Here is a 23,590-nt window from a genome sequence, read left to right on the forward strand (position 1 = left end):
ACCTTCTTCTGGGTCTTCTGTTCCACCTACTTTACTGCCTGCACCCAGTATCAGATTTGTCCTGAGTCTCTTTAACTAAATCAATAATATCTCCAGTAGCCTCATTCGTTTGTTCTGCAATATCATTAATCAAATTCACTATCTTATCAATTTCTTCTGACTGCCCATCTAACTCAGTAATCAATTCCACTGATCTCTGGACTGACTTATATTTTTAAACAAATATTGATATTCTACCTGCATATATAATCAATTTTAACATACTTAGCCCAAAAACAGCTGCTAAGCAAACTCTTTTTAATAATTTAAAGGAAATAGTCTAAACTATAAAGAAATAATCTGTGGGAGGAATAATTATGACGTTAATCTTTATGTTTTTTGCATTACTTGCTGGTGTTATAGTAACATTCCAGATCGGAATTAATTCTCAACTCCAGCTATTTCTTAATAACCCAGTTCAGGCTGCTTTAGTTTCTTTTAGCGTAGGAACTATATCCCTCCTTCTATATTCAGTAATCGCCGGCTATGACTGGCCTACTTTACAGGAGGCGCTTCAGACACCTTGGTGGATCTGGATTGGAGGAGTACTAGGAGCAATCTATGTATTCTCAACAATATTTTTGGCCCCTAAATTAGGAGCAACCGTCTTAATCAGTTTAATAATCACCGGCCAGTTAATAACATCATTAATCTTAGACCATTACGGATTTCTCGGCTTTCCCCAACAGGCTATTAATCCATGGCGAATTTTAGGAGTCATCCTTTTAATTATAGGAGCAGTTCTGATTCGCAGCAACTAACTCTCCAAAGCCTATTCTCCTTCCTCTTCCTTATCCCTATCATTTTCAGATATCTCTCGAAACTCCTCTTTATTAAACCAGGGCCTGTTGGTACCGAACTTAGTATCTATAATCGTTCCCACGGCTAGCGCCGTGACTACTAAATAAGAGATAACTCCAATAACTGCAAGCGATCTTATCAACCATAATATCACTACTCCCGCCAGCAGCTGTAGAAAAATATTCATCTCGAAATTACCGACAGTTCGAATTCTTCCTCCTACTGCCAATACTACAGCTACATAGCCGATGAATTTAGCTATAATAAAACTTAAAATCATAAATGGTATCAACGGAATACCAATTAAAGATATTCCTGCTACCGAAATTACTACTGGCAGTGCAAAAAGAGCAATGAATCCTATAAAGAGTTTCCTCACTGGCTTCTCCATTAGAGCCGCAGTCATTCTTCTCTGATGCTTAGGTATTAAAACAAATACTAAAACAGCAAGTCCATAGAAAACAATTACTCTAAAGATACTGAATTCCCAGCCAAAGAATCCTGTAACAACATGTCCAGGACCGCCTATTTTTGTAATCTCCCCCTTGACTACTGCATCAGGACCGCTTTCTACATTGCCTAATAATGATACTAGGTCACCACCAATAATATTATTCACCTTTATAACACCGCCGCCGTTAACTCTAATATCTACATTGGCATCTGCCATTCCAATACCGGATACTCCGCAGATTATAATCAATAATAAAATAATTGCTATAATACTCCGCTGTTTCATCTAAAGCGTAGCGAAGAAACTCCATCTAAATCTTATTTTTGATTTAGATGGAAATAAATTGCTACGGTTTTCACCTACCTTTCTAATTTTACTGTTGACATTTTGGTTAATATGATGTATAATATGATGTAAGTAGTGATGATAATAATGCAAAGGACTCAAATTTCATTACCACAACCTTTAATTGATAAACTTGATAAAACTGCTAAGAAAAAGGGTATTTCTCGTTCAGAATTAATTAGATACATTCTTAACTATTACTATGATAAGAGGTGATTAAATTGAGTAACAAACATCATATTACAGTCCACCATATTAAACTATTTAAGCTAACTAAGACCAAGCGAAAACAGTTAAATAATTTACTTAAAGATTGGAATAAAGCTATTCGTTCAGCACTTAAAATAGTTAAACATTGGGATTTTACTACTTATACTAAATCACATAAACAGACTTACAGAGTATTAAGACATAACTTTAACCTCCCTTCCCAAGTAGCTGTTGAAGCTAATCGTAAAGCAGTAGAAACTTACAAATCTGCTAGTGAAAAATACCGTAATAATGTTCAATTCCATAGCCAAGTGCCGGTTTCTTTAGTTAATGAAAAAGGATTTGAATTGATTAATAATGACAGTCGCTATATTGCTAAAATTCCAATCAAAGGCAGGAAGTCAATCTATTGCCCTTTATCCTTTGGAGAATATCAACTTAATAAAATAGAAAATCCTAAATATAAACTAAAAACTGCTAAATTATATAAATATAATAATGAATGGTATATCGACTTAATTATGGAATATGAACAACCCAAAAGAGAAACTGACACTATTTTAGGTATTGATTTAGGCATTGTTAAGTTAGCTACTTAATGAGTTTGCATGCCCTAATGGACATAAGTTAAATGCTGATTATAATGCTTCGGTTAATATTGCCAAAAGAGCTATTTAAAAATAGTATACGAGGTAACTCGTAGCCCCTGTTGTCTTTACAGTAGGGATGGGCGTAATCTTGTCAGGCGAACCCGTAACTTTCTTAATCGTGAATCACCAATTTGTGCGATTAAGAAGGTGCAAAACTTGCTAATAGAGTATGCTGAGCATACTTGAAGTTAGCAAGCTCCATCCGACGCGAAGCTAGTGCCATTGGTGCAAATCCTTAGTTTAATTTGGGTGGAGAAGCTGACATCTTTTCTCTCCTTAATAAATTCTTATCTTATAAAAAATCCCATGACTATTCTGCCATGGAATTAATTAATCATACTTCAATTATCTCCTTAAAGCCTTCATCTTCAGTCGGTTCTTTAAATTTAGCAGCCATTCGCTCAATGACCGGTTCCATTAATTCATACTCTTTTTGGGATATTTCTCGACATCTTTTAAGACAGTTCTCTTTATCAGTCTTAATCCAGATTCCAGTTACTTCATAACCATACTCATTGCCTAAATCAATTACTTTAGCCGCCGCTCTTTAGTCACATTAGTCTCATCAATATATAGCTTAACAGCCTGTTCCAACAGCTCTTTTAAAAAGATTCCTCTAATCCACCAGAGTAAGTCTTCACCTTCATTCCAGAATCTCTGTCCATACACCTTCTTCCGCATTTTCTTCAATCCAGGTAGACTTACCGCTGCACGGCAGTCCGATTGGATTCTCTAAGTACTAAATATGCTTCCTACTTTCTCCATAGTTATACTAATTGCAGGTACACCTATAACATATACAGATATTAACTCTCCTATTCCCACATAAAAACTTGTACTCCAATAAGGAAGCTGCAGGGTAATATTTAAAATTAATCCCACTCCTAAAGCATTGATTATTACTGGATAGATACCGGCCTCCCAGATATTTCTAGCTCTAGCTGTCAATAAACCGGCAACTAATGTTAAGGCACTGCCTCCAATAATATCAATCAATCCTAAACCGCCAAATATATTGGCAAACATACAGCCGATCCATAATCCAACAGCCGCCCAGCTGCCCAAAAAGAAAGGTAACAGAGTTAAAGCTTCAGCTATTCTCACCTGGATTGCTCCATAACTGATAGGTGCCAAAAGAATTGTTAAGACTGCATATAAGGCTGCTACTCCAGCTATTTTAGTAATTAACTTGCTATTAATCTTCATTTTATCACCTCATTAATCTATAATTATTCTCTACCAATATTTCTATAGCTATTCCAGTAATAATCTGTCCCATATTATACCGCTACTTTCCTCCTCCCTGAAATTTGTTCTAATATAACTTCTCCTTCATTATACTAAATTCACCTAGAAAATTAAACATTATGTATGCTTATTATTTTAAAAAGTCAACTTTTAATCTTCAATAATCAAAAAAAGAGCTGGATTTTAATTTAACTACCAGCTCTTTTTAATTCCTGTAAAAATTTTTGATTTTCTTCTGGTTTTCCTATTGAAACCCTAATTCCTTTATCACAATTCCACCTGCTACCTGAAGCTACCATAACCCCATTCTGTAATAATTCGTTAGTAATTTCATCAGCAGGATAAGAAGTACGGAAAAACACAAAGTTAGTATAAGAAGGAAGAACCTGATAGTTCATCTTTTTCAATTCAGAAATTAAGTATTCCTTACTATCATTTATTTTATTAACAGCTTTTTTAAAATAACTGTCGTCTTTTAAAACAGCTTTAGCACCTGCAATTGCTGCTTTATTAGCATTAAATGGTTGACTAGCCTGCTTAATTGCCCTTATTATCTCTTGATCCGCCAGAGCATAGCCAAGTCTAAGCCCAGCCATACCATAAGCTTTAGAAAAAGTCCGAACTAAAATGATATTCTCCCCTTCTTTAACCGTAGCAGTAGTATCAGGTAATTCTTCGGCATCAGTAAATTCATAATAGGCTTCATCAACTATTATCCAGACATCTTCTGGAACTTGATCCAGAAAGTATTTAAATTCACTATCTTTAATAATCGTACCAGTAGGATTATGAGGATTACAAAGCCAGATTAATTTAGTCTCTGGAGTTATTTTATCCAACATGACTTCTACATTTATTTTATCAGAAACTAAAGGAGCCTTTTTTACTACTGCTCCTAATGACCTAGATAAATCTTCATATAAGCCATAGGTCGATTCAGGAATAATTACTTCATTCCCCTTTTGAATAAATATCTTACTCAGTATTTCCAAAATTCCTACCGCACCGTGTGACAGAGCAATATTTTTCTTTGCAAAACCAAGCCTTTCTCCAATTAATTCCTTTAATTCTATGTAATCTGCATCTGCATAATAATTTAAGTTTTCAAATTCGTTCTTTATAGCACTTAAACAGTTCGGATAGGGAGCATATGGATTTTCATTAAAACATAACTTTGCTACTTTATCCAAACCATATTCTTCTTTAATCTCCTTTATTGTTTTACCGTGTGCATAGGGAGATACATTCTTTATAGTCTCCCGAATTTCATCTACCATTAATCTTATCCTCCTTTCTTATTTAGCCTTAATTTCAATAATCTCAGGTTTAGGTTTTGCTAATGCATCTTCCAAAACCGTCTTCAGTTCAGAAGAATTAGTAACCGAAGAAAAAGAAAATTCATAACTTCGAGCTAAATCTTCTAAATTCGGATTCTTATGATTTACTGCAATAGTTTCATTAGGATGACGTAATTCTTCATTTCTTCTAATTTCTCCAAAACCATCGTTATTCCAAATAATAATAGGTAAAGAAAATTGATGTTCAAGAAGTACCCCCAATTCCTGCATTGTAAATTGGAATCCACCGTCTCCTGTTAAAGCTACAACATCCTTATTAGGATTAGCAAACTTAGCTCCTGCCGCAGCAGGTAAGGCATACCCTAAGGTTCCATATCCTACAGGATGTAGGAATGTCCGCGGGCTATAGGCTGGATATTCACTGCGGGCTACATAAGCAGGTGAAGTCATATCTGTTACTAGAACGCCACCTTCCGGAACGGCTTCTCTGATAACATTCAGCATATCCAAAGTAAAATCTAATTCCTTCTCATCTATCCCCCTATGTTCAACCAATTCCTCTTTACTGTGTCCTAACTCTTCTAGTTTTAATTGATTATTACTATTCTCTTTGAAATCAAGTCTATCAATTACCTCACTTAGTATCCGCTGAGCATCCCCACGCAGAGAAATATCAGCAGCAAAATTTCTCTGAAAGTTACCTGGATCCATATCAATTTGAATCAGTATACCTTCAATCTTTAGTTCAGTACCTTCTAGATCCGTTGGAGCAAGTTCAGTACCGACAGCCAGCACACAGTCAGCATTCTTGATTCTTTTTTGAATACTATCAAATTTTATACTAGCCCCTAGACATAAGAGATGTTCTTCAGAAATAACCCCTTTTCCAGCAATAGTCTGGACTAGAGGTATCTCCAATTCTTCAACTAATTTCCTTAATTCTTCTGTAGACTGACTACTACCTCCGCCAGCAATAATCATCGGTCTGTCAGCTTCCTGCAGTAGATTCGCAGCAGATTCAATTTTATTATCCTGATTTAAATCCTCCCAAGGATCATAGGAAATATAATTATTCATTATCGATGATTCTACTTTAGATATAGGTGCTTGTAATATATCCAAAGGAATTTCTACATGCACAGGGCCCGGTCGTCCAGTCATTGCTAAATGATAAGCCTCTTCAATACTTGATCTGATCTTATCTTTATGCATTACTCTCTTGCTCTCCTTAGCTACACTTTTTGTTAAATAGGTTGAATTCTTAAGCTCATGAAGAGATCCTGTTCCCTGATCTAAAACCGAAGTAGGTAACTGACTGGAAATCACCACCATAGGAACTGAATCAGCCATTGCCTGCCCCATAGGAGTAATTATGTTTGTTATTCCTGGCCCAGAAATAACTAAACATACTCCTGGTTTTTCATTAGTCCGGGCATATCCATCAGCCATAAAACCGGCTCCCTGTTCATGTCTTGCCGTGACATGTTCTAAATCGCTTGAAAGAAGTGAATCATAGACATCAAGATTATGGATTCCGGGAATCCCAAATATCGTTTCCACCTGGAGCTTTTCTAAGGCCTTTACAACTAGATCAGCTCCAATCTGATTTATCTCCTTTTCCATTATAGCACCCTCCATCATATACTTTTCAATTTATCTAAAATCTCCAAAGAAAACTCCATCTAAACTACTGTATTAGGTGGAGTTGAATTTGGCAGGTATTTGTAGGTGTTTAACCTACAAATATCTAAGATAATGTGATATATTAACTATAGTTCAAAGTTAGAAAATAGTAATGTCAACTCACCATCAAATGAAAATTCATCAAATTATCATTAAATTAAGTTTAATTATTTACTTTATTCTTTAGAACCTCAAAAGCTTGTTTACCATTCTTGGCCTTTACTCCCTTAAGCCAATCTTTTACCACATCTAAATTATTTTTAACCCATCTCTGCGCTACTCTTTCAGGTTCTTGATCCTTATAACCAATATAATAGATCCACTCATTACTCATGTCAGTAGTTGTTTTAAATTGGGTTAAAAACTTATGAACCTGAGGACGGTCCTGTTTGAAACCAACTCTAGTAATAGTATCTACCCAGGATTCAGCATTAACCCAAATGTTTTTAGGATCTTTAAGATACTTTATATCCATTACATAATTCATCCAATGAGGTTTCCAAGCAAGAGTAGCAATCCAGTCTCCTTTTTTTACTGCTCTTTTCATGTTTGCTATCATAGCAGTTTGGCTTGAATTTACCAGCTTCCAATCCCCCAAACCATATATATCATTCTTAATAGCTTTTTTCATTGCTTTTGTAAACTTCCAACCAATAGGACCAGCGTATATTTTATGGTCAAATTTTTCTGCATATTTATCTAAATCAGTAAATGACCTTACTCCTGCCTCCCAAACATATTTAGGTACTCCTAATGTATATAATCCTTCATCAAGATTTGTTTTCACTATTTTAAATTGACCTTTTAACTCATCACGAGTTGGTTTATCAGAAGGCATCCAGCTCCCTAAAAAGACATCTATTTCTTTGTCGACCATTCTATTATAAATAATAACATTTTTAACTGTTTTAATCTCTACTTCATAACCTATATTTTCAAGGATATGTTCTACTACTGCATCCTTCCCCCATATACCCGGCCAATCAGCTTCTCCAAACACAATAGGTTCTTCAGGATTACTAGCTGCAACAGGAGCCGCAAAGATAGTTACTAACATCATTAATATAATAAGGTTTACAACTAACTTTTTCATTTTTTATTCCTCCTTCTAACTAAAGGTAAAGAAAATTAAGTAAATTTATAATCATAGTAATATTCTTTATACTTAACTTAAGCTTGATTATAATAAATTCTACTTAACTATATTAGAGTATCACCACCTTTATTTTTCCTCTGCCTAATATGGGAAAATATAGTTATTCAGTAACTTACGGTATAGTATTATAATAATAATATTGAAGTTTGTCAAACTATGAATGGAATTTAAGGTTTATTATTCTAAATAATCTTTAATTAGCTTTACTTTATAAATTATTTTACTTTTTTCCTTCAAGATGCTCAGTAATAAGTCCTATATTATCTAATTATATAAATTCTTTATCACAAACAATCACTACATTAATTATTTACTCTTCTTCTCTAGCATCCTCTATCTTTTTAAATACTTCACTACATTCGCATTGATACTTCACTAAATGAAATCTGTCATTAATCACCTGAATCGGCGGCAGTAGTTTCCAGCTCCCATAGCTTTCTTTACAGTTTGGACATTCTACATTAAGTTGGTAAAGTATAACTTTAGTAGTTACATCAGCAGTTTCATTCCATACTCTCTTGGCTTTCTTAAGTTCTTTAAATTCATTCACTACTTTTTCCTCCAGACTTTAGCCAAAAATATAAAACACACTCTCTCGAGTGTTTTGATTGATGGCTGGCGAGGCAGGATTCGAACCTGCACTCTAAGGATCAAAACCTCATATGCTACCATTACATTACTCGCCAGCATAAAATTTGATTTTTAATCTTTCTATTAATATAATGCCAAAGTCACTGGATTAATATACATTTTTGCCCTTATAATTTAGGTAACCCATCATGGGTTACCTAAATTATTTTAAACTTGTTTATTATTCTTCATCATTTTCCGCTCCATTTAGCTTTTCAGCCAGTTCTTCTCTGGATTTTTCAATTGTATCCTTAAGAGCATCTTGGCCTATTGCTCCAGCCTCATCAGACGGCGAACCCATATGCACTTTATCACTGAAGCGCCCTACCTGCTGAGCAACATCTGATTTGAAATCACCTATAAACTCATCATCAGCCTCAGTATTAGGAAACTGTACCTGCCCCATTTCAACATTTTCTGTATCATCATCGCCATTAACTATACCTTCTAGATTCTCTTCTATTATATTTTCTAATCTATCAAAATTATCCTCATCTTCAATGCCCTCATCTCTTTTATCTACTTCTTTATCTTCATGCTCTTCTTTCACTTTATATATTCACCTCCGTAAGTTTAGTCTGTGAAAAGTAACAAAAAATAATGTTAGGACTTTCTGCTATCTATATCAAGTTCTACTCTCCTTAGCCAACCTCTGATAAACTTCTGCTGTGATGCATCATTTTTGACTATATTAATATATTTCTTAGCTTGTAATATATTTAACAGCTTAAATAAATCACTATTATGCTCAAAATTATTAACTGCTTCTAAAGTCCGCTGGCCGATAATTCCATCTACTGCTATTTCCTTATCAGCAAGCAGATTATAAGCCTTTTGTAGATGCTTATTGGCTGTTTTAGCTCCCATATTGACCGCCTGTTCAAAAACTTCAGTAGCTATTCTTTCATCTTCTATCCAGCTGTAGAGATGATTAGCCCAGAACTCACGATAATATATCTCTTTTGCTTTCTCTAACTCTAAATCCTTCATTTCTCCCTCGTGACCATAATCACGAGCAAGCTTTTCAGTAATTCCGTATTTAGTTTTGCCTCCGTGATCTTTCTGCTCATCACTATATCCACCTTCATAGTCTAAAATTTTCTTAAAGGCACGTTCAAACTCATCATCCATTATTTACTCCCCACCTCCAGTGTCTAATCACTTTACAATATAATATGATTTCAATCATTAAAATGATAATTCCAAAATTAAGCCCTATATCATACTATATATTAGAATTATCTATCCCTAAACAATTAAAAAAGCATCTAAAAGAGGAATACTCTATTACTAATAAATTCTTATCTAGTAAACAAAATTAATCTTCTACTTTCTGAGTATAGTCAGGAGTCTCATCTTTTAAATCTAAATATAATGAACCATCTGTATTTAAAGTTGCCAGCATAACTCTTGAAACATCATCAATTCCCTGATTATTTAATTCCTGATATAACCAATTAAAATCAAGATTATTCTGCTTTAAATTCTGTTCCAAAACTTCCCCATCCTTAATTATCTCTGTCGCCAATCCTTTATAATCAGTATCCAATCCTAAATCATTCGGAGTTATAGAATTATACTGACTTTTTTTCAATACACTTAATTCTCCATCGGATTCTAAAACAGCAAATTCTACTTCATTAATATCAAAAACATCTTTTTCCCGCAACTGCATCTCTAAAGCATCTAAAGTATATCTAGATTTAAACATATTATCTTCTAAAATTTTGCCATTTTGTATTACAACTACAGGTTCTCCTTTGACTAATTTTCTTATCTTTAAACTCTTTACTGTCAGGTAACCAAGTCCTAAAGTACATAAAACTAAAACAACCGGGCTCAATAAAACAGCATTTCCTCTAACTTCATTAACAACATATGCTCCTGCAATTGTTCCAATAGTTACTCCAGTCACAAAATCAAAAAAGGTAACCTGAGCAAGTAATTTCCTCCCCACTAGTCTAGTTAAAATTACCAATAATATGAATATAATTATTGTTGTCCATGCTGCTTCAATATACTCAGCCATTTTTTCTTCCTCCTTTTAATTAATTATTAAAATTATTATAATTTAATGCAGGTCTTTAACTAACTTAAATATATTTAGCGCTAAGATTTCAAAATATAAAGGATACATAATGATAATGGGTAGTCTAATGGCCTTCTTTACCTTAGGAATCATATTAGGAGTCATATCTATTATTGGAGGTTTTTATATTATTTATAGAATGAAAATTTGAGGAATTATATTAATAATCTTTGCTTGCTTATTGGTTAAAGATGGATTAAAATTAATGAAACTAATTTAACTTAAGAATATAGGATGGTGATCAAATATGAACATCTTCGTTCTAGATGAAAATATCCAAAAATGTGCTAAGTATCACGCCGACAAACACGTCATTAAGATGATTCTTGAATCAGCACAGCTTCTTTGTAGTGCCCACTGGATGACTGGTAATGAAGCCCCTTACCGTTTAACCCATAAAAATCATCCTTGCAGTAAATGGGTCCGCAATTCAATTGAAAATTATCGATGGTTAGTTAGATTAGGACTGGCATTATGTAAAGAATATACCTATCGGTATAATAGGACACATAAAACCGAAGAAAAGTTAAAGTGGCTGCGTGATAATGAGCCGAACTTACCAGATAAAGAAAAGACTGATTTTGTATTAGTTATGCCTGATAAATATAAATGTGAAGATCCTGTTGAAGCTTACCGTACTTATTATAGACAAGAAAAAGAAGATATTGCTGCCTGGAAGAATCGCCCTATTCCAGACTGGTTTAAAATAGATTAATTCTATATTTCAAAGTTATTAATTAAGGCTTGTAATTTTTGGATTATTTCTGCTAATTTTTGAGAAGAATTTGTTATTTTATTTGAAATTGTGTAGTTATAAGTGACTAAGTAATAAGTAACTTGAACTAAAATAAAAAATAATAAATAGCTCACCAGTAGCTTTTGTATAACTACTGATGAGTTATGTCACTATCTATAATAATTATTTAAATATCGATAGTACCAATAAACTCTCCTTGATTTTGAATAGTCTGATCTTTCTGTAATGCCTTAAAGAAAGAAATTATAGAAAAACACATAAAGATCATAAATGGAAAAGCTGATGCAATTGCTGCTGTTTGTAATGCAGAAAGGCCTCCAGCCAACAACAGAATTGCTGCTAATAATCCTTCGGCAGTTCCCCAGGTAATCTTTACCTTTCGTGAAGGATCAAGAGTACCATATGAAGTCAACATTCCCATTACAAAAGTAGCTGAATTAGCCGAGGTAATAAAGTATGTAGCTACTAGAATAGTGGCAATTACACTCATTATACTACCTAGCGGAAACTGATTTAATGCCACGAAGAAAGCCGACGCTACATCAGATTGGACAGGACCAACGATTCCACCAGAACTAAACTGTTCAAGCCAGATACCTGAACCTCCCATAGTAGCAATCCAAATTAAGCTTAAAATGGTTGGTCCAAATAAAGTAGCTACTACAAACTCTCTAATTGTTCTTCCGCGGGAAATACGGGCAATAAAACCACCGACAAATGGAGTCCAGGAAATCCACCAGGCCCAATAAAAGACTGTCCACCAGCCTGGCCAATTACTATTTTCAACAGCACTAGTAAAGAAGCTCATGTTAAAAATATTCTGTAAATAACCGCCTATTCCCTGTGTAAAGTAATTAAAAATAAATACTGTGGGACCAACAGTAATCATTGCTGCTAAAATTAAAAAGCTTAACCAGACATTGATATTACCTATATGCTTAATACCACTATCTAAACCAGTAACTGTACAGACAATAAAAATCACAGTTATAATAGCAATAATAATTATAGCTACTATATTATTATTGGGAATACCAAATAAGAAATTAAGTCCGCTGTTAATTTGTTGTGCTCCTAAACCTAACGAAGTAGCCATTCCAAAAAGAGTAGCAAATACAGCTAGAATATCGAACATTTTTCCAATCGGTCCCTTTACTCCTTTTTCTCCTATCAATGGATAAAGAGTACAGCTAGGTAATTGAGGCATTCCCCTTCTAAAACCAAAGTAACCGATAATCATTCCAAAAAGTGAAAATAAAGCCCAGGGATGTAGCCCCCAATGAAAGAATGAATAACGAATAGCAAGTAATGCTGACTCTGCTGTTTCTCCTTGTCCAAATGGTGGACTAGCATAATGACTAATTGGTTCAGCTACTCCCCAGAAGACAAGACCAATTCCCATTCCAGCACTGAAAAGCATTGCAAACCAAGAGCCTGTATTAAATTCAGGTTCCTCATCAGGTTTACCTAACTTTATATCCCCATATTTACTTAAACCAATTATTAAAGTTACCACTAACGTTCCGGATACAAATAAAAGATATGACCATCCAAAATTACCAACTAAAACATCAAAAACAATTTCTACTGCTTTACTAAAACTTTCAGTAGCAGTAATACCCCAGATAACCAAAATAGCTGAAATTACAACTGAAATTCCAAATACAACTGGATCAATATCAAGTTTTTTATTTGATGGTTCAACTTCATTCTCAATTTTAGCCATACTCTCTCCTCCTAAATATTTATATGATTAATTATTTATTTTTTAGAAATCCCAGGACTAATCAAGATTAGTCCTGGGATTTGAGTTAAATCCAATCAAATTAAACAGTTAATTTATCACTTTTAGATGCTTTAATGTAATTGCCGCAGTACTGATCCTTACCTAGTAAAGTATCAGCGGCAGTAGCCAGAGACATAATCTTTTTATCTAGTGGATCAAGAATAGCACTATCCATCCCTCTACTCATAGCCAGCAGTACAAAGGATTGATTTAGAAGTCTTCTCTGCGGCAGACCGTGGGAGATATTGCTCAATCCACAAGTAATATGCACATCTTCATATTTGTTGGTAATCTCATCAATAGCAGATAGAATATACTCTCCCATCTCCTCGTCAGTTCCGATCGGCTGAATAATTGGATCAACATAGATATCTTCCTCGGCAATACCCTCAGCAGTTAGATCATCAATTAATTTAGTTGCTGTTTTAATTCTATCTGTATCATCCTCTGGCATACCTTCATCATCCATAACTAAAGCTATAATCTCTGCATCATACTCCTGAATTAATGGTAAAATTTCACTGAATCTCTCGTCTTCAGCAGTAATAGAATTGACTAAAGCCTTACCTTCATGGGCTTCTAATCCTCTTTTGATTGCTTCTGGATCAGGACTATCAATACATAATGGTACATCTACAACTTCCTGTACCGTATTAACCAACCATTCTAGTGCTTCTGGCTCTTCCTTAATTAAGGTTCCGCAGTTAACATCGATATAATCGGCTCCGGCCTCTTCCTGCCTTTTAGCTAGATCTTGAATAAATTCAGCATCTCTATCCTTAACTGCTGGTTCTACCTCATCACGACTCGTATTAATTAATTCTCCAACAATTATCATTTATAATCCCTCCTAATTTATATATTTTTATGCAAATTTACGTACTAAATCAGTAGCAGCACTTCCATCAGAAGCATAACCATCAGCATCAATTTCATCAGCAAAGTCCTGGCTTACTGGAGCACCACCTAAGATAACCTTAACTTCATCTCTAATTCCTGCTTCTTCTAATGCTTCGATAGTATCACCCATAGCCGGCATAGTAGTAGTTAATAAAGCTGACAAGCCTAACACATCTGGATTATGTTCTTTAACTGCTTCTAGAATTTCATCAGCTGATTTATCCACTCCCAAATCAACTACCTCATAGCCTGCTCCCTCTACCATCATAGATACCAAGTTCTTACCTATATCATGTAAGTCACCATCAACAGTACTAATCATGAAAGTTCCATTTGAAGAAGAATCATCATCTGCTAAAAGCGGCTTAACTATATCCATACCTGCATGCATTGATTCAGCAGAAATTAATACCTCAGGAACAAACATATCTTGTGCCTTGAATCTTTTTCCAACAACATCCATACCAGCAACTAATCCTTCTTTAATAATCTTACTGGGTTCCTCTCCATCATCAACAAGGTCCTGAACTAGCTCTGCTACCTTCTCCTCTTCTCCATTAATTACTGCTTCAGAAATTTCATTAAATTTACTCATTTTAATAATTCCCCCTATTTTGATTTAGAATAAAATAAAAAAGTATTTTTAAAATTATATATATTTAAATTATTCTTATAAACTATCTATATAATCAGTTAATTTTTCATCAATAGCAGGATCCAACTCAGGTGCTTCAAAATTCTCTAATCTTTCTTTATAGATCTCATGGGCTCGCTCCATAGTAGGTACTATATTATCACTTGATGAGTAACCCGTTCGATTGCCTACTTCAGGACGTTCAAAGTCCTTCATATGTTTCATAGTATGGGCTTCTGTCAAATAATGTCCAGCTGGTCCTACTTCTTCGATTACTTCCTTAGCAATTAATTCTTTATTTACTCCGATACCAGATTGATAATTGGTTAATAGACTGATTATTTCGTCATCAATAATAAACTTCTCATAAGACATCGTCATGTAATTCTCCAGTAAGCCTGCTGAATGCAAGACAAAGTTCACTCCATGATTTAAAGTAGACTTAAAGGTCATCATTGCTTCATAACCAGCCTGTGCATCCGGCATCAATGAATCAGTAAGCGAACCTCCAGCCCGACACGGTAGATCATAATAACGAGCTAACTGGGCTGTAGCACCGATGAACTTAGCATACTCTGGACTTCCTATAGCTAAATTGGAAGTCTTCATATCCATAATCGTCGTTGCTGAACCATAAACTGCTGGGGTACCGGGATTAATTAGTTGAGATAGAACAATTCCTGCTAATACCTCAACATTTTGTAAAGTTAATGTTCCGGCAATCGACATAGGCCCTGTTGAACCAGACATAATCAAGGAAGCCACAACCACCGCCTGATTATATTTGGCATGCTCAATTAAAGCATCCAACATTCGTTCATCAAATTGAAGAGGACTCATAGTATTGATTAAACTGATTACAATCGGTCTATCATCAATAATTTCATCTTCACCAAAGAGCATACTGGCCATCTCAAAACTTTCTCGGGCCTTTTTAGCTCCTAAAGCACTTCCCATCAGACACTTATCAGAATTCTTAGCTGCTACATAAAGCATTTTAGCATGTCTAATCTCGTCTTTTACATCAGTAGGCTCAACAATGACTCCACCCAAAACATCAATATTATCACTATCAGCAGCTAACTTAGTAAAATTAATATAATCTTCGAAAGTTGAATCACGTCTTCCCTCTTTAATATCAGTTACAGAAGGTGAACCATATCCAGGAGCTAAAACAGAATTATTACCTCCCACTGTTACATTCTTTTCTGGATTCCTAGCATGTAATGTAAAGGAAGAAGGTGCTTTATCCAATGCATCCTCGATTACTTGCCGCGGTAAAAATACTGTCTTATCTTCAACTTTAGCTCCATTCTCAGCAAAAATATTTCTTGCTTCTTCATGCATAATTTCTATTCCATTATTCTCTAACAAGTCCATTGAAGCTTCATGAATTTCTTTTACTTCATTATCAGATAAAAGATCTTGAGATGAAAAATTACGTTTAATCATTTTTAAACCTCCTATTGGATATAATATTAAATTGACATAATAAATTTAGAAATCGGAATATTTGTATACCCCCTTTTTGTATTATAATAATTCTAAATATGATTAAATTTTAATCAAGATTATATATTAATCTATGGTTATTATTTAAACATTATCACCATAAATTCCTTCTTTTTCTTATAAAAAATTTTTAGGATAAATAGTAAAGAACCCACCCTTATTTATATGGGGGATGAATTTACTACCTATTCTTTGATTCAATATCAAAGAATAGGTTATTTTTTGTTTAAATATTAACTATATGTAATTGTATTAAGCCTTGATATTATTGCTATCCAAGGCATTATATGATATACTATATATAAAAGGTGATAACAATTGAGTAACCAAAATAATCTAATTCATGCTAGAACATGTGTTTATAATGTTGGCTATCATAAGGAGGTGAACTAATTGAAGCTAGCTAAGTATTTTATCCATAAACCTAATCAAACCCAACAAATTGTATTAGGTTGTTTAGCCTATGCTAGTGCCAGATTATATAATATCGGCAATTATCAACGTAAAAATTGGTCTAAAGATAGTGATAAAGAGTATCCTGATTGGTATAAACAAAAAAAGCAATTAAAAACTAACTTTTGGTATAAAAACTTACCCTCCCAGACAGCACAGGAAACACTTAAAATTTTAGCTGATAACTGGGATAGTTTTTATCAAAGTATGGAGGATTATCAAGATAATCCTGATAAATATAACGGTGAGCCTAATCCACCTAACTATAAACCTAAAGACAGCAAATTTAACTTTCGTTATCTCAATAATGGTTTTAAAATTATTGATGGTAAGTTAAGATTATCTATTCCTAAACAGTTAAAAAAGTATCTAAAAGAGGAATACTCTATTGCCAACAAATTCTTATGGATAAGAGTGCCTAATGAGCTGTTATCCAGTAATAGAGATATCCTTAACTCAACTACTAGAATTGAGTTTAAACCTTTAAGCGATGATACTTATAAGGTAATCTTAACTTATAAAGTAGATACTCCTACTATTAAAGAAGATAACGGTAATTATTTAAGTATTGACCTAGGAATTAATAATTTGATGACTTGTTATAGTAATCAAAATCAGGAAAGCTTTATTATTGACGGCGGACAATATTTAGCTATTAATCGTTATTTTGATAAGAAGATTAAACATTATCAATCAATTTTGAATGGTCAAGGTAAAAAGACTTCTAAACGTATTCAGAACCTATATAAAAAGCGACGAAAACAATTATTTCACCTAATTCATAGTGCAACTAAAAAAGTAGTTAATTACTGTATTGAAAATAATATTTCTAGAGTAATCGTTGGTGATATAAAAAATATTCGTGATGATGCTAATTTAGGTAAACAGACTAATCAAAAACTCCATAAACTACCTTTTGATATTATATATCACCAACTAGAGTATAAACTTAATTTACAGGGGATTACTTTAATCAAGAAGAATGAAAAATATACCAGCCAATGCAGTCCTTACAGTAAAAAAGTAACTAAGAAATATGCTAATAAATCTAACCGGGTTAAAAGAGGGCTTTATATTGATAAAGATAACAATCAAGCTTTTAATGCCGACAGCATAGGTGCATTTAATATCTTACGCAAATATCTACAGCAGCGACGTAAAGGTAAAGATATTACTCTGCAGGTTAAAGGTTTATCAAATCCGGTTAAATATAATTGGAATAATCATCAATTTGCAGCTTAAAAGTACCTCCAAGTCCAGCCAGTATTAACTGGATAGGAGTAGTGGCGTTGGACACGCCGAATGGGTAACTTGCTTGATATTACGGGTAACTCCCATAAAAGCAGGCGACCATGAAGCTCGGTATTTCAATGCCGAGTAGTTCACATAAGTCAATTTCATACTAGTTATTAAAAATAAATTTAAGACTTCACTTTCAAGAGTACTTTCGATATTTATTTGTTTATATTTATGAAATTCGCTTAAATATAAAAAATTAAAAAAAGAAAAGATAAAAGCTTGACTTGTTAAAAAAATTTGATATACTAATTCCTATAAAAAGAAAAATATGAAATTATTATCTGCTATTAAGGAGAGTCTATAGATGATTAATGTCGAAGAAACTAATATTAAAACAAAACGTATTTTGAAAATTTTTATTGAAGCTACTACTAAAATAATTAAAAAAGAAGGCATCGAAGGGGTTACCATCAGAAAAGTAGCTGATATTGCTGGCTATAATAGTGCTACTATATATAACTATTTTGAAAACTGCAACCAACTAATTTCCTTTGCAGCTATAAAATTCATTAGTAATTATGTTCAAGCACTACCGGATTATTTTGATGAAGAAAACAGTACATTAGAAAACTTTTTAGCAGTTTGGGAATGTTTCTGTACATACTGCTTTGAAGATCCAAAGATTTATTATGCAGTCTTTACAGAAGATATTGGAAATCAATCAGAGAACCTTATTAAGAATTATTACTCTCTATTCCCCGAAGATTTAGGTAACCCGCCTGAAGAAGTAATGCCTATGTTAATGCAGTTTGATTTTGTTGAACGATGCAAAATATCAATCGCTCCTTGTATTGAAGAAGGATACTTTACCGAAGAGGAAGCTGAAGAAATCAATGAAATGATTAGATTAACTTATCAAGGAATGCTTTCACTCTTAATTAATAATCGAGTAGATTATTCGATCCAAGAAGCTACCAAAAGAACTATGAAATATATCCGCCGAATTGTAAATAGCTACTTAAAAAACAGCTGCTAGATGGCAGCTGTTTTTTAAGTAATAATCTAAGCACCAAGCAGCAAACTTATTGCTATAGCTAAAATAACAATTATTAATATGTATTTAATCCATTTATCTCCTTTAGATACAGCAAAATTACTACCTAAATAGGCTCCAAGGCTATTTCCTACTGCTAAAATTAACCCAGCCAGCCAAGCTACTTTACCATTAATTACAAACACTGCTAAAGAAGGTATAGTATAAGCAGCAATTACAAATACTTTAATACTATTAACCTTAACTAGCGAAAATCCAGTTATTAAAGAAAGAGTAATAATAAATAAAAAGCCTACTCCCCCTTGAATAAACCCACCATAGATACCGACAAAAAAGAAAGCCACCATTGCTGTTAATTGCCGACCTGAACTAAGCTTTTCTACAGTTGTCTCCATCTTCTCTTTAGGATCGACGATAATTAAAATTAAAATTAAGATCATTATTCCTGCCAAAATTTTATTAAAGAGTGCTTCCGGTAGATCAACTGCTAAATTAGAACCTATAACTGCTCCAATTATTGTAGGAATACTGAGCTTAAAGCTAAACTTAAAATCAGAAAATCCCTTTTGACGAAAATTAGTTACAGCTACAATATTCTGAATCAAGATAGCAATTCGATTTGTCCCATTAGCAACAGCCGAAGGTAACCCCATAAAGATCAATGCTGACATTGCAATTAATGAACCACCTCCAGCTAAAGTATTTATAAAACCAGCTGCTGTTCCAGCAAATAGAACTGTAAGAACTTTAAAAAGTGACATTCAACTACCTCCTCCACATTTATATATTCATAATATCAAAACTATATTCCAATAACAATTAATTCTAAAGAAATACTAGAAATATTTTATATTTATAGTCTTATATTTATTAAAGAATTAACCAATAATATAGTTGATATGTAAAAAATCTAAAGGAGGAAGATTATGAAGAAAAAGTTCGTTATTCTATCAGTCCTATTGATAGTTGTATTGACATTAGGTGCCTGTGCCAACACTGATGAAAATAATCAAAGTAGGCAAGATCAGAACCAAAATAAAATGGAAACCAAAGCCTCATCTATCTTTCAACAGGCAGACGTAAAAAATATGAAGGTTACAACTAATAAAGCTGAAGTTAAATCCGGTCCCAGTGAGAAGTTTAAAACCATTGCTACTCTAAACAAGAATGAAACTGCTAAAGTACTAGCCCAGATTAAAGATTGGTATGTTATCCAGTTAGAAAATAACCGAATTGGATCTGTAAATTCCAACCAGACTAAACCGATTGTTGAAGAAGGACAGCCGCGTCCCCCACAGCCACAGCCTACTCCCCAACCAGAACAGACTAAGACACCTGAACCAAAGAATCCACAGGAGAATCAGTCAGCTGAAGAAATAGAGCCAGTTAATGATTTAAGCTCTATGGAAAGACAGATGGTGGATTTAATTAATGAAGCGCGAAAGAATAATGATGTAACTCCTCTTAAGACAGATAATGAATTAACAAGAGTAGCCAGAATGAAGTCACAGGATATGGTGAAGAATGATTACTTCAGCCATTATTCTCCAACCTACGGCAGTCCTTTTGATATGCTGAATAAATTTGGAGTTGAATATATACAGGCAGGAGAGAATATTGCAGGCAACTCATCAGTAGAAGCAGCCCATAGAGGATTAATGAACTCTACTGGACATAGAAGGAATATTCTCAATCCTCAATATACCCATGTAGGTGTAGGAGCTAAGTCTAGTGACAAATATGGTTATATCTTTACTCAACTCTTTATCAGCAAACCTAAATAAACTTTCTATTTTCTTAGATTAAAAAGGAGCAGTAATATTACTGCTCCTTTTTAATCTTATCATATTTTTGTAAAGTCTTCTTTTTCACTCCGCTTAATAAGCAGCCACTTATCTCCTTATAATTTAGGCTATCAGGGCCCGAATTTCTTCTATTATAATGATTTCTAGCTAAGTAATAACTGCATCAAAAGAATATTAAATCTTTCTCATTTATCAATGCTTGAACTGAAATGTTTAAACTGCTTAAGCCAAATTATGAATTACTGATCCTTTATTATTTATTAACTTTAATCAGAATTTAACACTAGATTAATAAAAAAGTTGCTGGGATTATTAAAAATAATCCCAGCAAAATTAAATAATTCTTTCTTTAACAACCACATCTACGTCTACCTCTTTTAAAGAAGATAAAGAAGCAAAATAGAAGGGCTATTATCCAAATAAAACTACCACCAAAGCTTCCTCCGCTTCCAGTCATTTTAGTCACCTCCATAAAATATTCTCATTTATAAGTATAATATGTATTTTATTATTTATTTGTGTAACATTTTATTAAATAAAAAACCCACAGCCTAAAAAGGCGTGGGATAATCATAACTCTATATATATTCAAACTTTGTATCATAAAGATACGTGAACTGCCTCCGAGACAAGCAACGGAGGCTTCAAAAGAAGTATGGTAATTAAGTCTCCGCCTGCTTAACAGGCAACCCTTATTCTTTTAGGAGTGTCCACAACCCCATTATCCCTAATCTGACGAATCATTTCAGGAATACATTTGTCTTTGAGATATTTACGCATTATATTAAGGCTACCGTTCACATCAGCGTTAAGTATCTTATTCTTAGTTTTAAATAGACCTCTAGTAGTTCGTCTGGATTTATCATAGTTGGTTTTATTTAATGATTCTAGGTCAATAGCCGAGCAACCAGAAGTATAGGTTTCATTAACTTTAATTAGCTTAATACCTGCTAGTTTAGCTTTATATTCAATTAACTCTACTAATCTTTGTATTGGTATTTGTACGAATGATTTAAGTGTATTATTCTGCTTAATATTTTTAATATTACCAATTATAATAGTAGATAACTGTTTCATTCTAATTCTTTGGAGGTTGGCTATCTTTTTATTGAAGTAGCTATTCTTAGATTTAATAGTTTTACCATTAATGATATAGCTTTTGGGACTATCTTTAAATGTTAAGGTAGCTAAATTATCTAAACCTAAGTCAATTGACATTATATTGTTATCTTGTGGCTTATCTTTGGGTTCTACCTTGTAAATAATTAATAAGTGCCACTCTTTAGAGAGTCTATCTTGCTTAATTCGTACCTGTTGAAGTTTATCTAAATCTATAATGCTTTGAACTGCTGGTGGCAATTCAAATTTAATACAGTCAACATTATATTTAGATTTAATCTCCTTAGATACCGATAATAACAAGTGATTATCTCTAATTCTTGTGGCTAAGTTGGTGTAGATGATTTGATTTGGATTGTTATCCATAAATATAGACCTGATAATAAGAAGAACTGTAACTGAACATAATTTTTATTCATCATTCTGATCCCTTTCTACATATTTAATCTTTTGCATTCTCCACTTCGCTAATTCTAACATAAATCTAAACCAGATACAATGATAAAAGGAACTGTTTCCGATTAAGCTTTAGGCACACAGATAGTCTGACCGATTAACAAAGCATCAGGATTTACATCAGGATTTAATCTTTGTAGTTCCTCTACTGTAGTCCCAAATCTTTTAGCTACTTCATAAAATGTATCCCCAGCCTGAATTTGGTACTCAACTGTACTTTCTGGACATTCGACTGGCGGCGTAGCCAGCGGAATACAGATAATTTCACCTACATTAAGATTCTGGGAATCTAACCTTGGATTTGCTTCTTGTAAATCATCTACTGAAATGTTAAAACGTTGAGCAATCTTATAGAGAGTATCTCCAGGCTGAATAGAATAAAAGTTACCTTCGGGACAGGAAGGAAATCGTTCCTGCAGTGGAATGCAGATCTCCTGTCCAACCTGTAGATTATCTGGATCAATATTCGGATTAGCTCCAATAAGTGCTGAGATTGTTGTTTCAAAGCGTTGAGTTAATTCATATAAAGTATCGCCAGCCTTAATTACATATTTCTCAGTATTTGGCGGGCATTCTCTAGAATCATCAACCATTCTATCCCCCCTTTCTAAAATATTATATTTAAACTTTCACCTAAATGTTCCTACATTTATCATTTTTGCTGCATATATACAAGTAAATTATTTCTAATAAGAAGGGGAGAAATGCCAACGCCATCGTCCCATAGGCCAACGTATCTGTATTCCGACACAGCTTACTCCTACAACCTGTGTCCTACGTCTAACGCCACATTCAGATAGTAGAATACCTAATGCCAAGTGATTAAGATTTTAAAAGACAGGCAGAATCTTCTACTCAAGAACTGAGAGCAATGTATTCTACAAGCTTAAACCAAGTATTAGCCGGTCATGAATCATTAACAACTTTAGCTATCAATCGTGGTTGGTATCAACCTTATAACTCACCAGAAGAACAGCTATCAGAAACTCTAAACCAATCCCAAAAAGTAATTAATCTCCAAGGAGAAGCAATTAAAGCTGACCAGCCTGAAGTATAATCAAAGAATGAATTAACTAAAAAACCATCACCATTAATGGTGATGGTTTTTTCATTACTTATTATCTTTCTCTTTATTCTTTTCTTTCTGCTGCTTTGCCGCCTGCCGCATTACATGTTGGGCTACTCCAGTACAGACTGATTCATCATGCATCTCAAAAGATTCTTTTTCATTCTTCTCTTCATTTTTCTCTTCTTCTGCCATCTTAATCCTCC

Annotated in this window: 25 protein-coding genes, 1 tRNA gene and 2 pseudogenes; 8 read left to right on the top strand and 20 right to left on the bottom strand. The window is 33.6% G+C overall.

The genetic code is table 11. The features are described from left to right. Positions 1-31 precede the first annotated feature (31 nt). Positions 32-184, bottom strand: a complete 153-nt coding sequence (locus acear_RS12555; RefSeq protein WP_187286610.1) for a hypothetical protein — start codon at positions 182-184, stop codon at positions 32-34. Positions 185-356: 172 nt separating this feature from the next. Between acear_RS12555 and acear_RS06270 the strand changes: the two genes are divergently transcribed. Beyond that, positions 357-800, top strand: coding sequence for a DMT family transporter (locus acear_RS06270; RefSeq protein ID WP_013278172.1), 444 nt, complete (start codon positions 357-359; stop codon positions 798-800). 11 nt (positions 801-811) lie between these two features. Here acear_RS06270 and acear_RS06275 read toward each other — a convergent pair whose 3' ends face one another. Further along, on the bottom strand, positions 812-1,510 hold the full coding sequence (locus tag acear_RS06275) for a hypothetical protein (protein ID WP_148217689.1): 699 nt from the start codon (positions 1,508-1,510) through the stop codon (positions 812-814). Positions 1,511-1,726: 216 nt separating this feature from the next. Here acear_RS06275 and acear_RS13020 point away from each other — a divergent pair, with 216 nt between their 5' ends. Together acear_RS13020 and acear_RS06280 are read left to right on the top strand one after the other, a co-directional pair. Next, positions 1,727-1,855 carry a CopG family ribbon-helix-helix protein gene (locus acear_RS13020; protein ID WP_187286611.1) on the top strand — a complete coding sequence of 43 codons (129 nt, stop codon included), beginning with the start codon at positions 1,727-1,729 and terminating at the stop codon, positions 1,853-1,855. 5 nt (positions 1,856-1,860) lie between these two features. After that, positions 1,861-2,448 (top strand): transposase, encoded by a 588-nt coding sequence (locus tag acear_RS06280; protein ID WP_013278174.1) that lies wholly within the window; start codon positions 1,861-1,863, stop codon positions 2,446-2,448. Positions 2,449-3,027: 579 nt separating this feature from the next. Here acear_RS06280 and acear_RS12560 read toward each other — a convergent pair. The 10 genes from acear_RS12560 to acear_RS06325 all read right to left on the bottom strand — a co-directional run bounded on the left by acear_RS12560 (position 3,028) and on the right by acear_RS06325 (position 10,543). Continuing rightward, the gene (locus acear_RS12560; protein WP_187286612.1) at positions 3,028-3,180 is read right to left on the bottom strand and encodes a hypothetical protein; all 153 of its coding nucleotides are present in this window, start codon (positions 3,178-3,180) and stop codon (positions 3,028-3,030) included. 51 nt (positions 3,181-3,231) lie between these two features. After that, positions 3,232-3,705: a QueT transporter family protein gene (locus acear_RS06285; protein ID WP_013278175.1), complete on the bottom strand. Its 474-nt coding sequence runs from the start codon at positions 3,703-3,705 to the stop codon at positions 3,232-3,234. Positions 3,706-3,935: 230 nt separating this feature from the next. Further along, the gene (hisC, locus tag acear_RS06290; protein WP_013278176.1) at positions 3,936-5,024 is read right to left on the bottom strand and encodes a histidinol-phosphate transaminase; all 1,089 of its coding nucleotides are present in this window, start codon (positions 5,022-5,024) and stop codon (positions 3,936-3,938) included. 18 nt (positions 5,025-5,042) lie between these two features. Continuing rightward, on the bottom strand, positions 5,043-6,668 hold the full coding sequence (locus tag acear_RS06295; protein ID WP_013278177.1) for a thiamine pyrophosphate-binding protein: 1,626 nt from the start codon (positions 6,666-6,668) through the stop codon (positions 5,043-5,045). Positions 6,669-6,891: 223 nt separating this feature from the next. Beyond that, positions 6,892-7,821, bottom strand: a complete 930-nt coding sequence (locus acear_RS06300; protein WP_013278178.1) for an ABC transporter substrate-binding protein — start codon at positions 7,819-7,821, stop codon at positions 6,892-6,894. Positions 7,822-8,194: 373 nt separating this feature from the next. Then, positions 8,195-8,434 carry a hypothetical protein gene (locus tag acear_RS06305; protein WP_013278179.1) on the bottom strand — a complete coding sequence of 80 codons (240 nt, stop codon included), beginning with the start codon at positions 8,432-8,434 and terminating at the stop codon, positions 8,195-8,197. A gap of 62 nt (positions 8,435-8,496) precedes the next feature. After that, a tRNA-Gln gene (locus acear_RS06310) sits at positions 8,497-8,570 on the bottom strand. Between the two features lie 125 nt (positions 8,571-8,695). Beyond that, positions 8,696-9,064: a hypothetical protein gene (locus acear_RS06315; protein WP_013278180.1), complete on the bottom strand. Its 369-nt coding sequence runs from the start codon at positions 9,062-9,064 to the stop codon at positions 8,696-8,698. Positions 9,065-9,117: 53 nt separating this feature from the next. After that, the gene (locus acear_RS06320) at positions 9,118-9,645 is read right to left on the bottom strand and encodes a glycoside hydrolase family 108 protein (protein WP_013278181.1); all 528 of its coding nucleotides are present in this window, start codon (positions 9,643-9,645) and stop codon (positions 9,118-9,120) included. 187 nt (positions 9,646-9,832) lie between these two features. Further along, positions 9,833-10,543 carry a YetF domain-containing protein gene (locus acear_RS06325; protein ID WP_013278182.1) on the bottom strand — a complete coding sequence of 237 codons (711 nt, stop codon included), beginning with the start codon at positions 10,541-10,543 and terminating at the stop codon, positions 9,833-9,835. 307 nt (positions 10,544-10,850) lie between these two features. On the opposite strand from acear_RS06325, the gene acear_RS06330 reads away from it, so the two are divergent. Beyond that, positions 10,851-11,318: a pyrimidine dimer DNA glycosylase/endonuclease V gene (locus tag acear_RS06330; RefSeq protein WP_013278183.1), complete on the top strand. Its 468-nt coding sequence runs from the start codon at positions 10,851-10,853 to the stop codon at positions 11,316-11,318. A 208-nt stretch (positions 11,319-11,526) separates the two neighbouring features. On the opposite strand, the gene acear_RS06335 is transcribed toward acear_RS06330, so the two are convergent. The 4 genes from acear_RS06335 to acear_RS06350 all read right to left on the bottom strand — a co-directional run bounded on the left by acear_RS06335 (position 11,527) and on the right by acear_RS06350 (position 16,132). After that, on the bottom strand, positions 11,527-13,086 hold the full coding sequence (locus acear_RS06335) for a glycine betaine uptake BCCT transporter (protein ID WP_013278184.1): 1,560 nt from the start codon (positions 13,084-13,086) through the stop codon (positions 11,527-11,529). A gap of 100 nt (positions 13,087-13,186) precedes the next feature. Beyond that, positions 13,187-13,984 carry a methyltetrahydrofolate cobalamin methyltransferase gene (locus acear_RS06340; protein ID WP_013278185.1) on the bottom strand — a complete coding sequence of 266 codons (798 nt, stop codon included), beginning with the start codon at positions 13,982-13,984 and terminating at the stop codon, positions 13,187-13,189. Between the two features lie 27 nt (positions 13,985-14,011). Then, positions 14,012-14,641 (bottom strand): corrinoid protein, encoded by a 630-nt coding sequence (locus tag acear_RS06345; protein ID WP_013278186.1) that lies wholly within the window; start codon positions 14,639-14,641, stop codon positions 14,012-14,014. Positions 14,642-14,716: 75 nt separating this feature from the next. Continuing rightward, positions 14,717-16,132, bottom strand: coding sequence for a trimethylamine methyltransferase family protein (locus acear_RS06350; RefSeq protein WP_013278187.1), 1,416 nt, complete (start codon positions 16,130-16,132; stop codon positions 14,717-14,719). A gap of 453 nt (positions 16,133-16,585) precedes the next feature. On the opposite strand from acear_RS06350, the gene acear_RS06355 reads away from it, so the two are divergent. Both acear_RS06355 and acear_RS06360 read left to right on the top strand, forming a co-directional pair. Beyond that, positions 16,586-17,887 carry an RNA-guided endonuclease InsQ/TnpB family protein gene (locus acear_RS06355; protein WP_013278188.1) on the top strand — a complete coding sequence of 434 codons (1,302 nt, stop codon included), beginning with the start codon at positions 16,586-16,588 and terminating at the stop codon, positions 17,885-17,887. Positions 17,888-18,248: 361 nt separating this feature from the next. Continuing rightward, positions 18,249-18,920 (top strand): TetR/AcrR family transcriptional regulator, encoded by a 672-nt coding sequence (locus acear_RS06360; RefSeq protein WP_013278189.1) that lies wholly within the window; start codon positions 18,249-18,251, stop codon positions 18,918-18,920. Between the two features lie 26 nt (positions 18,921-18,946). Here the strand turns inward: acear_RS06360 and acear_RS06365 are convergent, their stop codons facing one another. Beyond that, on the bottom strand, positions 18,947-19,699 hold the full coding sequence (locus acear_RS06365; protein ID WP_013278190.1) for a sulfite exporter TauE/SafE family protein: 753 nt from the start codon (positions 19,697-19,699) through the stop codon (positions 18,947-18,949). Between the two features lie 165 nt (positions 19,700-19,864). On the opposite strand from acear_RS06365, the gene acear_RS06370 reads away from it, so the two are divergent. Further along, a complete protein-coding gene (locus tag acear_RS06370) occupies positions 19,865-20,722 on the top strand; it encodes a CAP domain-containing protein (RefSeq protein ID WP_013278191.1) in 858 nt (285 codons plus the stop codon). Positions 20,723-21,421: 699 nt separating this feature from the next. Here acear_RS06370 and acear_RS06375 read toward each other — a convergent pair. Both acear_RS06375 and acear_RS06380 read right to left on the bottom strand, forming a co-directional pair. Then, a pseudogene (locus tag acear_RS06375) lies at positions 21,422-22,231 on the bottom strand (zinc ribbon domain-containing protein); the annotation flags it as partial. Between the two features lie 152 nt (positions 22,232-22,383). Further along, entirely contained in the window at positions 22,384-22,911 is a 528-nt protein-coding gene (locus acear_RS06380) for a LysM peptidoglycan-binding domain-containing protein (protein WP_013278192.1), read from the bottom strand. A 263-nt stretch (positions 22,912-23,174) separates the two neighbouring features. Between acear_RS06380 and acear_RS06385 the strand changes: the two are divergent. Continuing rightward, positions 23,175-23,375: pseudogene (locus acear_RS06385) on the top strand (spore coat protein); the annotation flags it as partial. A gap of 54 nt (positions 23,376-23,429) precedes the next feature. Here acear_RS06385 and acear_RS12565 read toward each other — a convergent pair. Beyond that, a complete protein-coding gene (locus acear_RS12565; protein WP_013278193.1) occupies positions 23,430-23,579 on the bottom strand; it encodes a hypothetical protein in 150 nt (49 codons plus the stop codon). Positions 23,580-23,590: the final 11 nt, after the last annotated feature.

It is taken from the genome of Acetohalobium arabaticum DSM 5501 (assembly GCF_000144695.1).
GTDB classification, from domain to species: Bacteria; Bacillota; Halanaerobiia; order Halobacteroidales; family Acetohalobiaceae; genus Acetohalobium; species Acetohalobium arabaticum.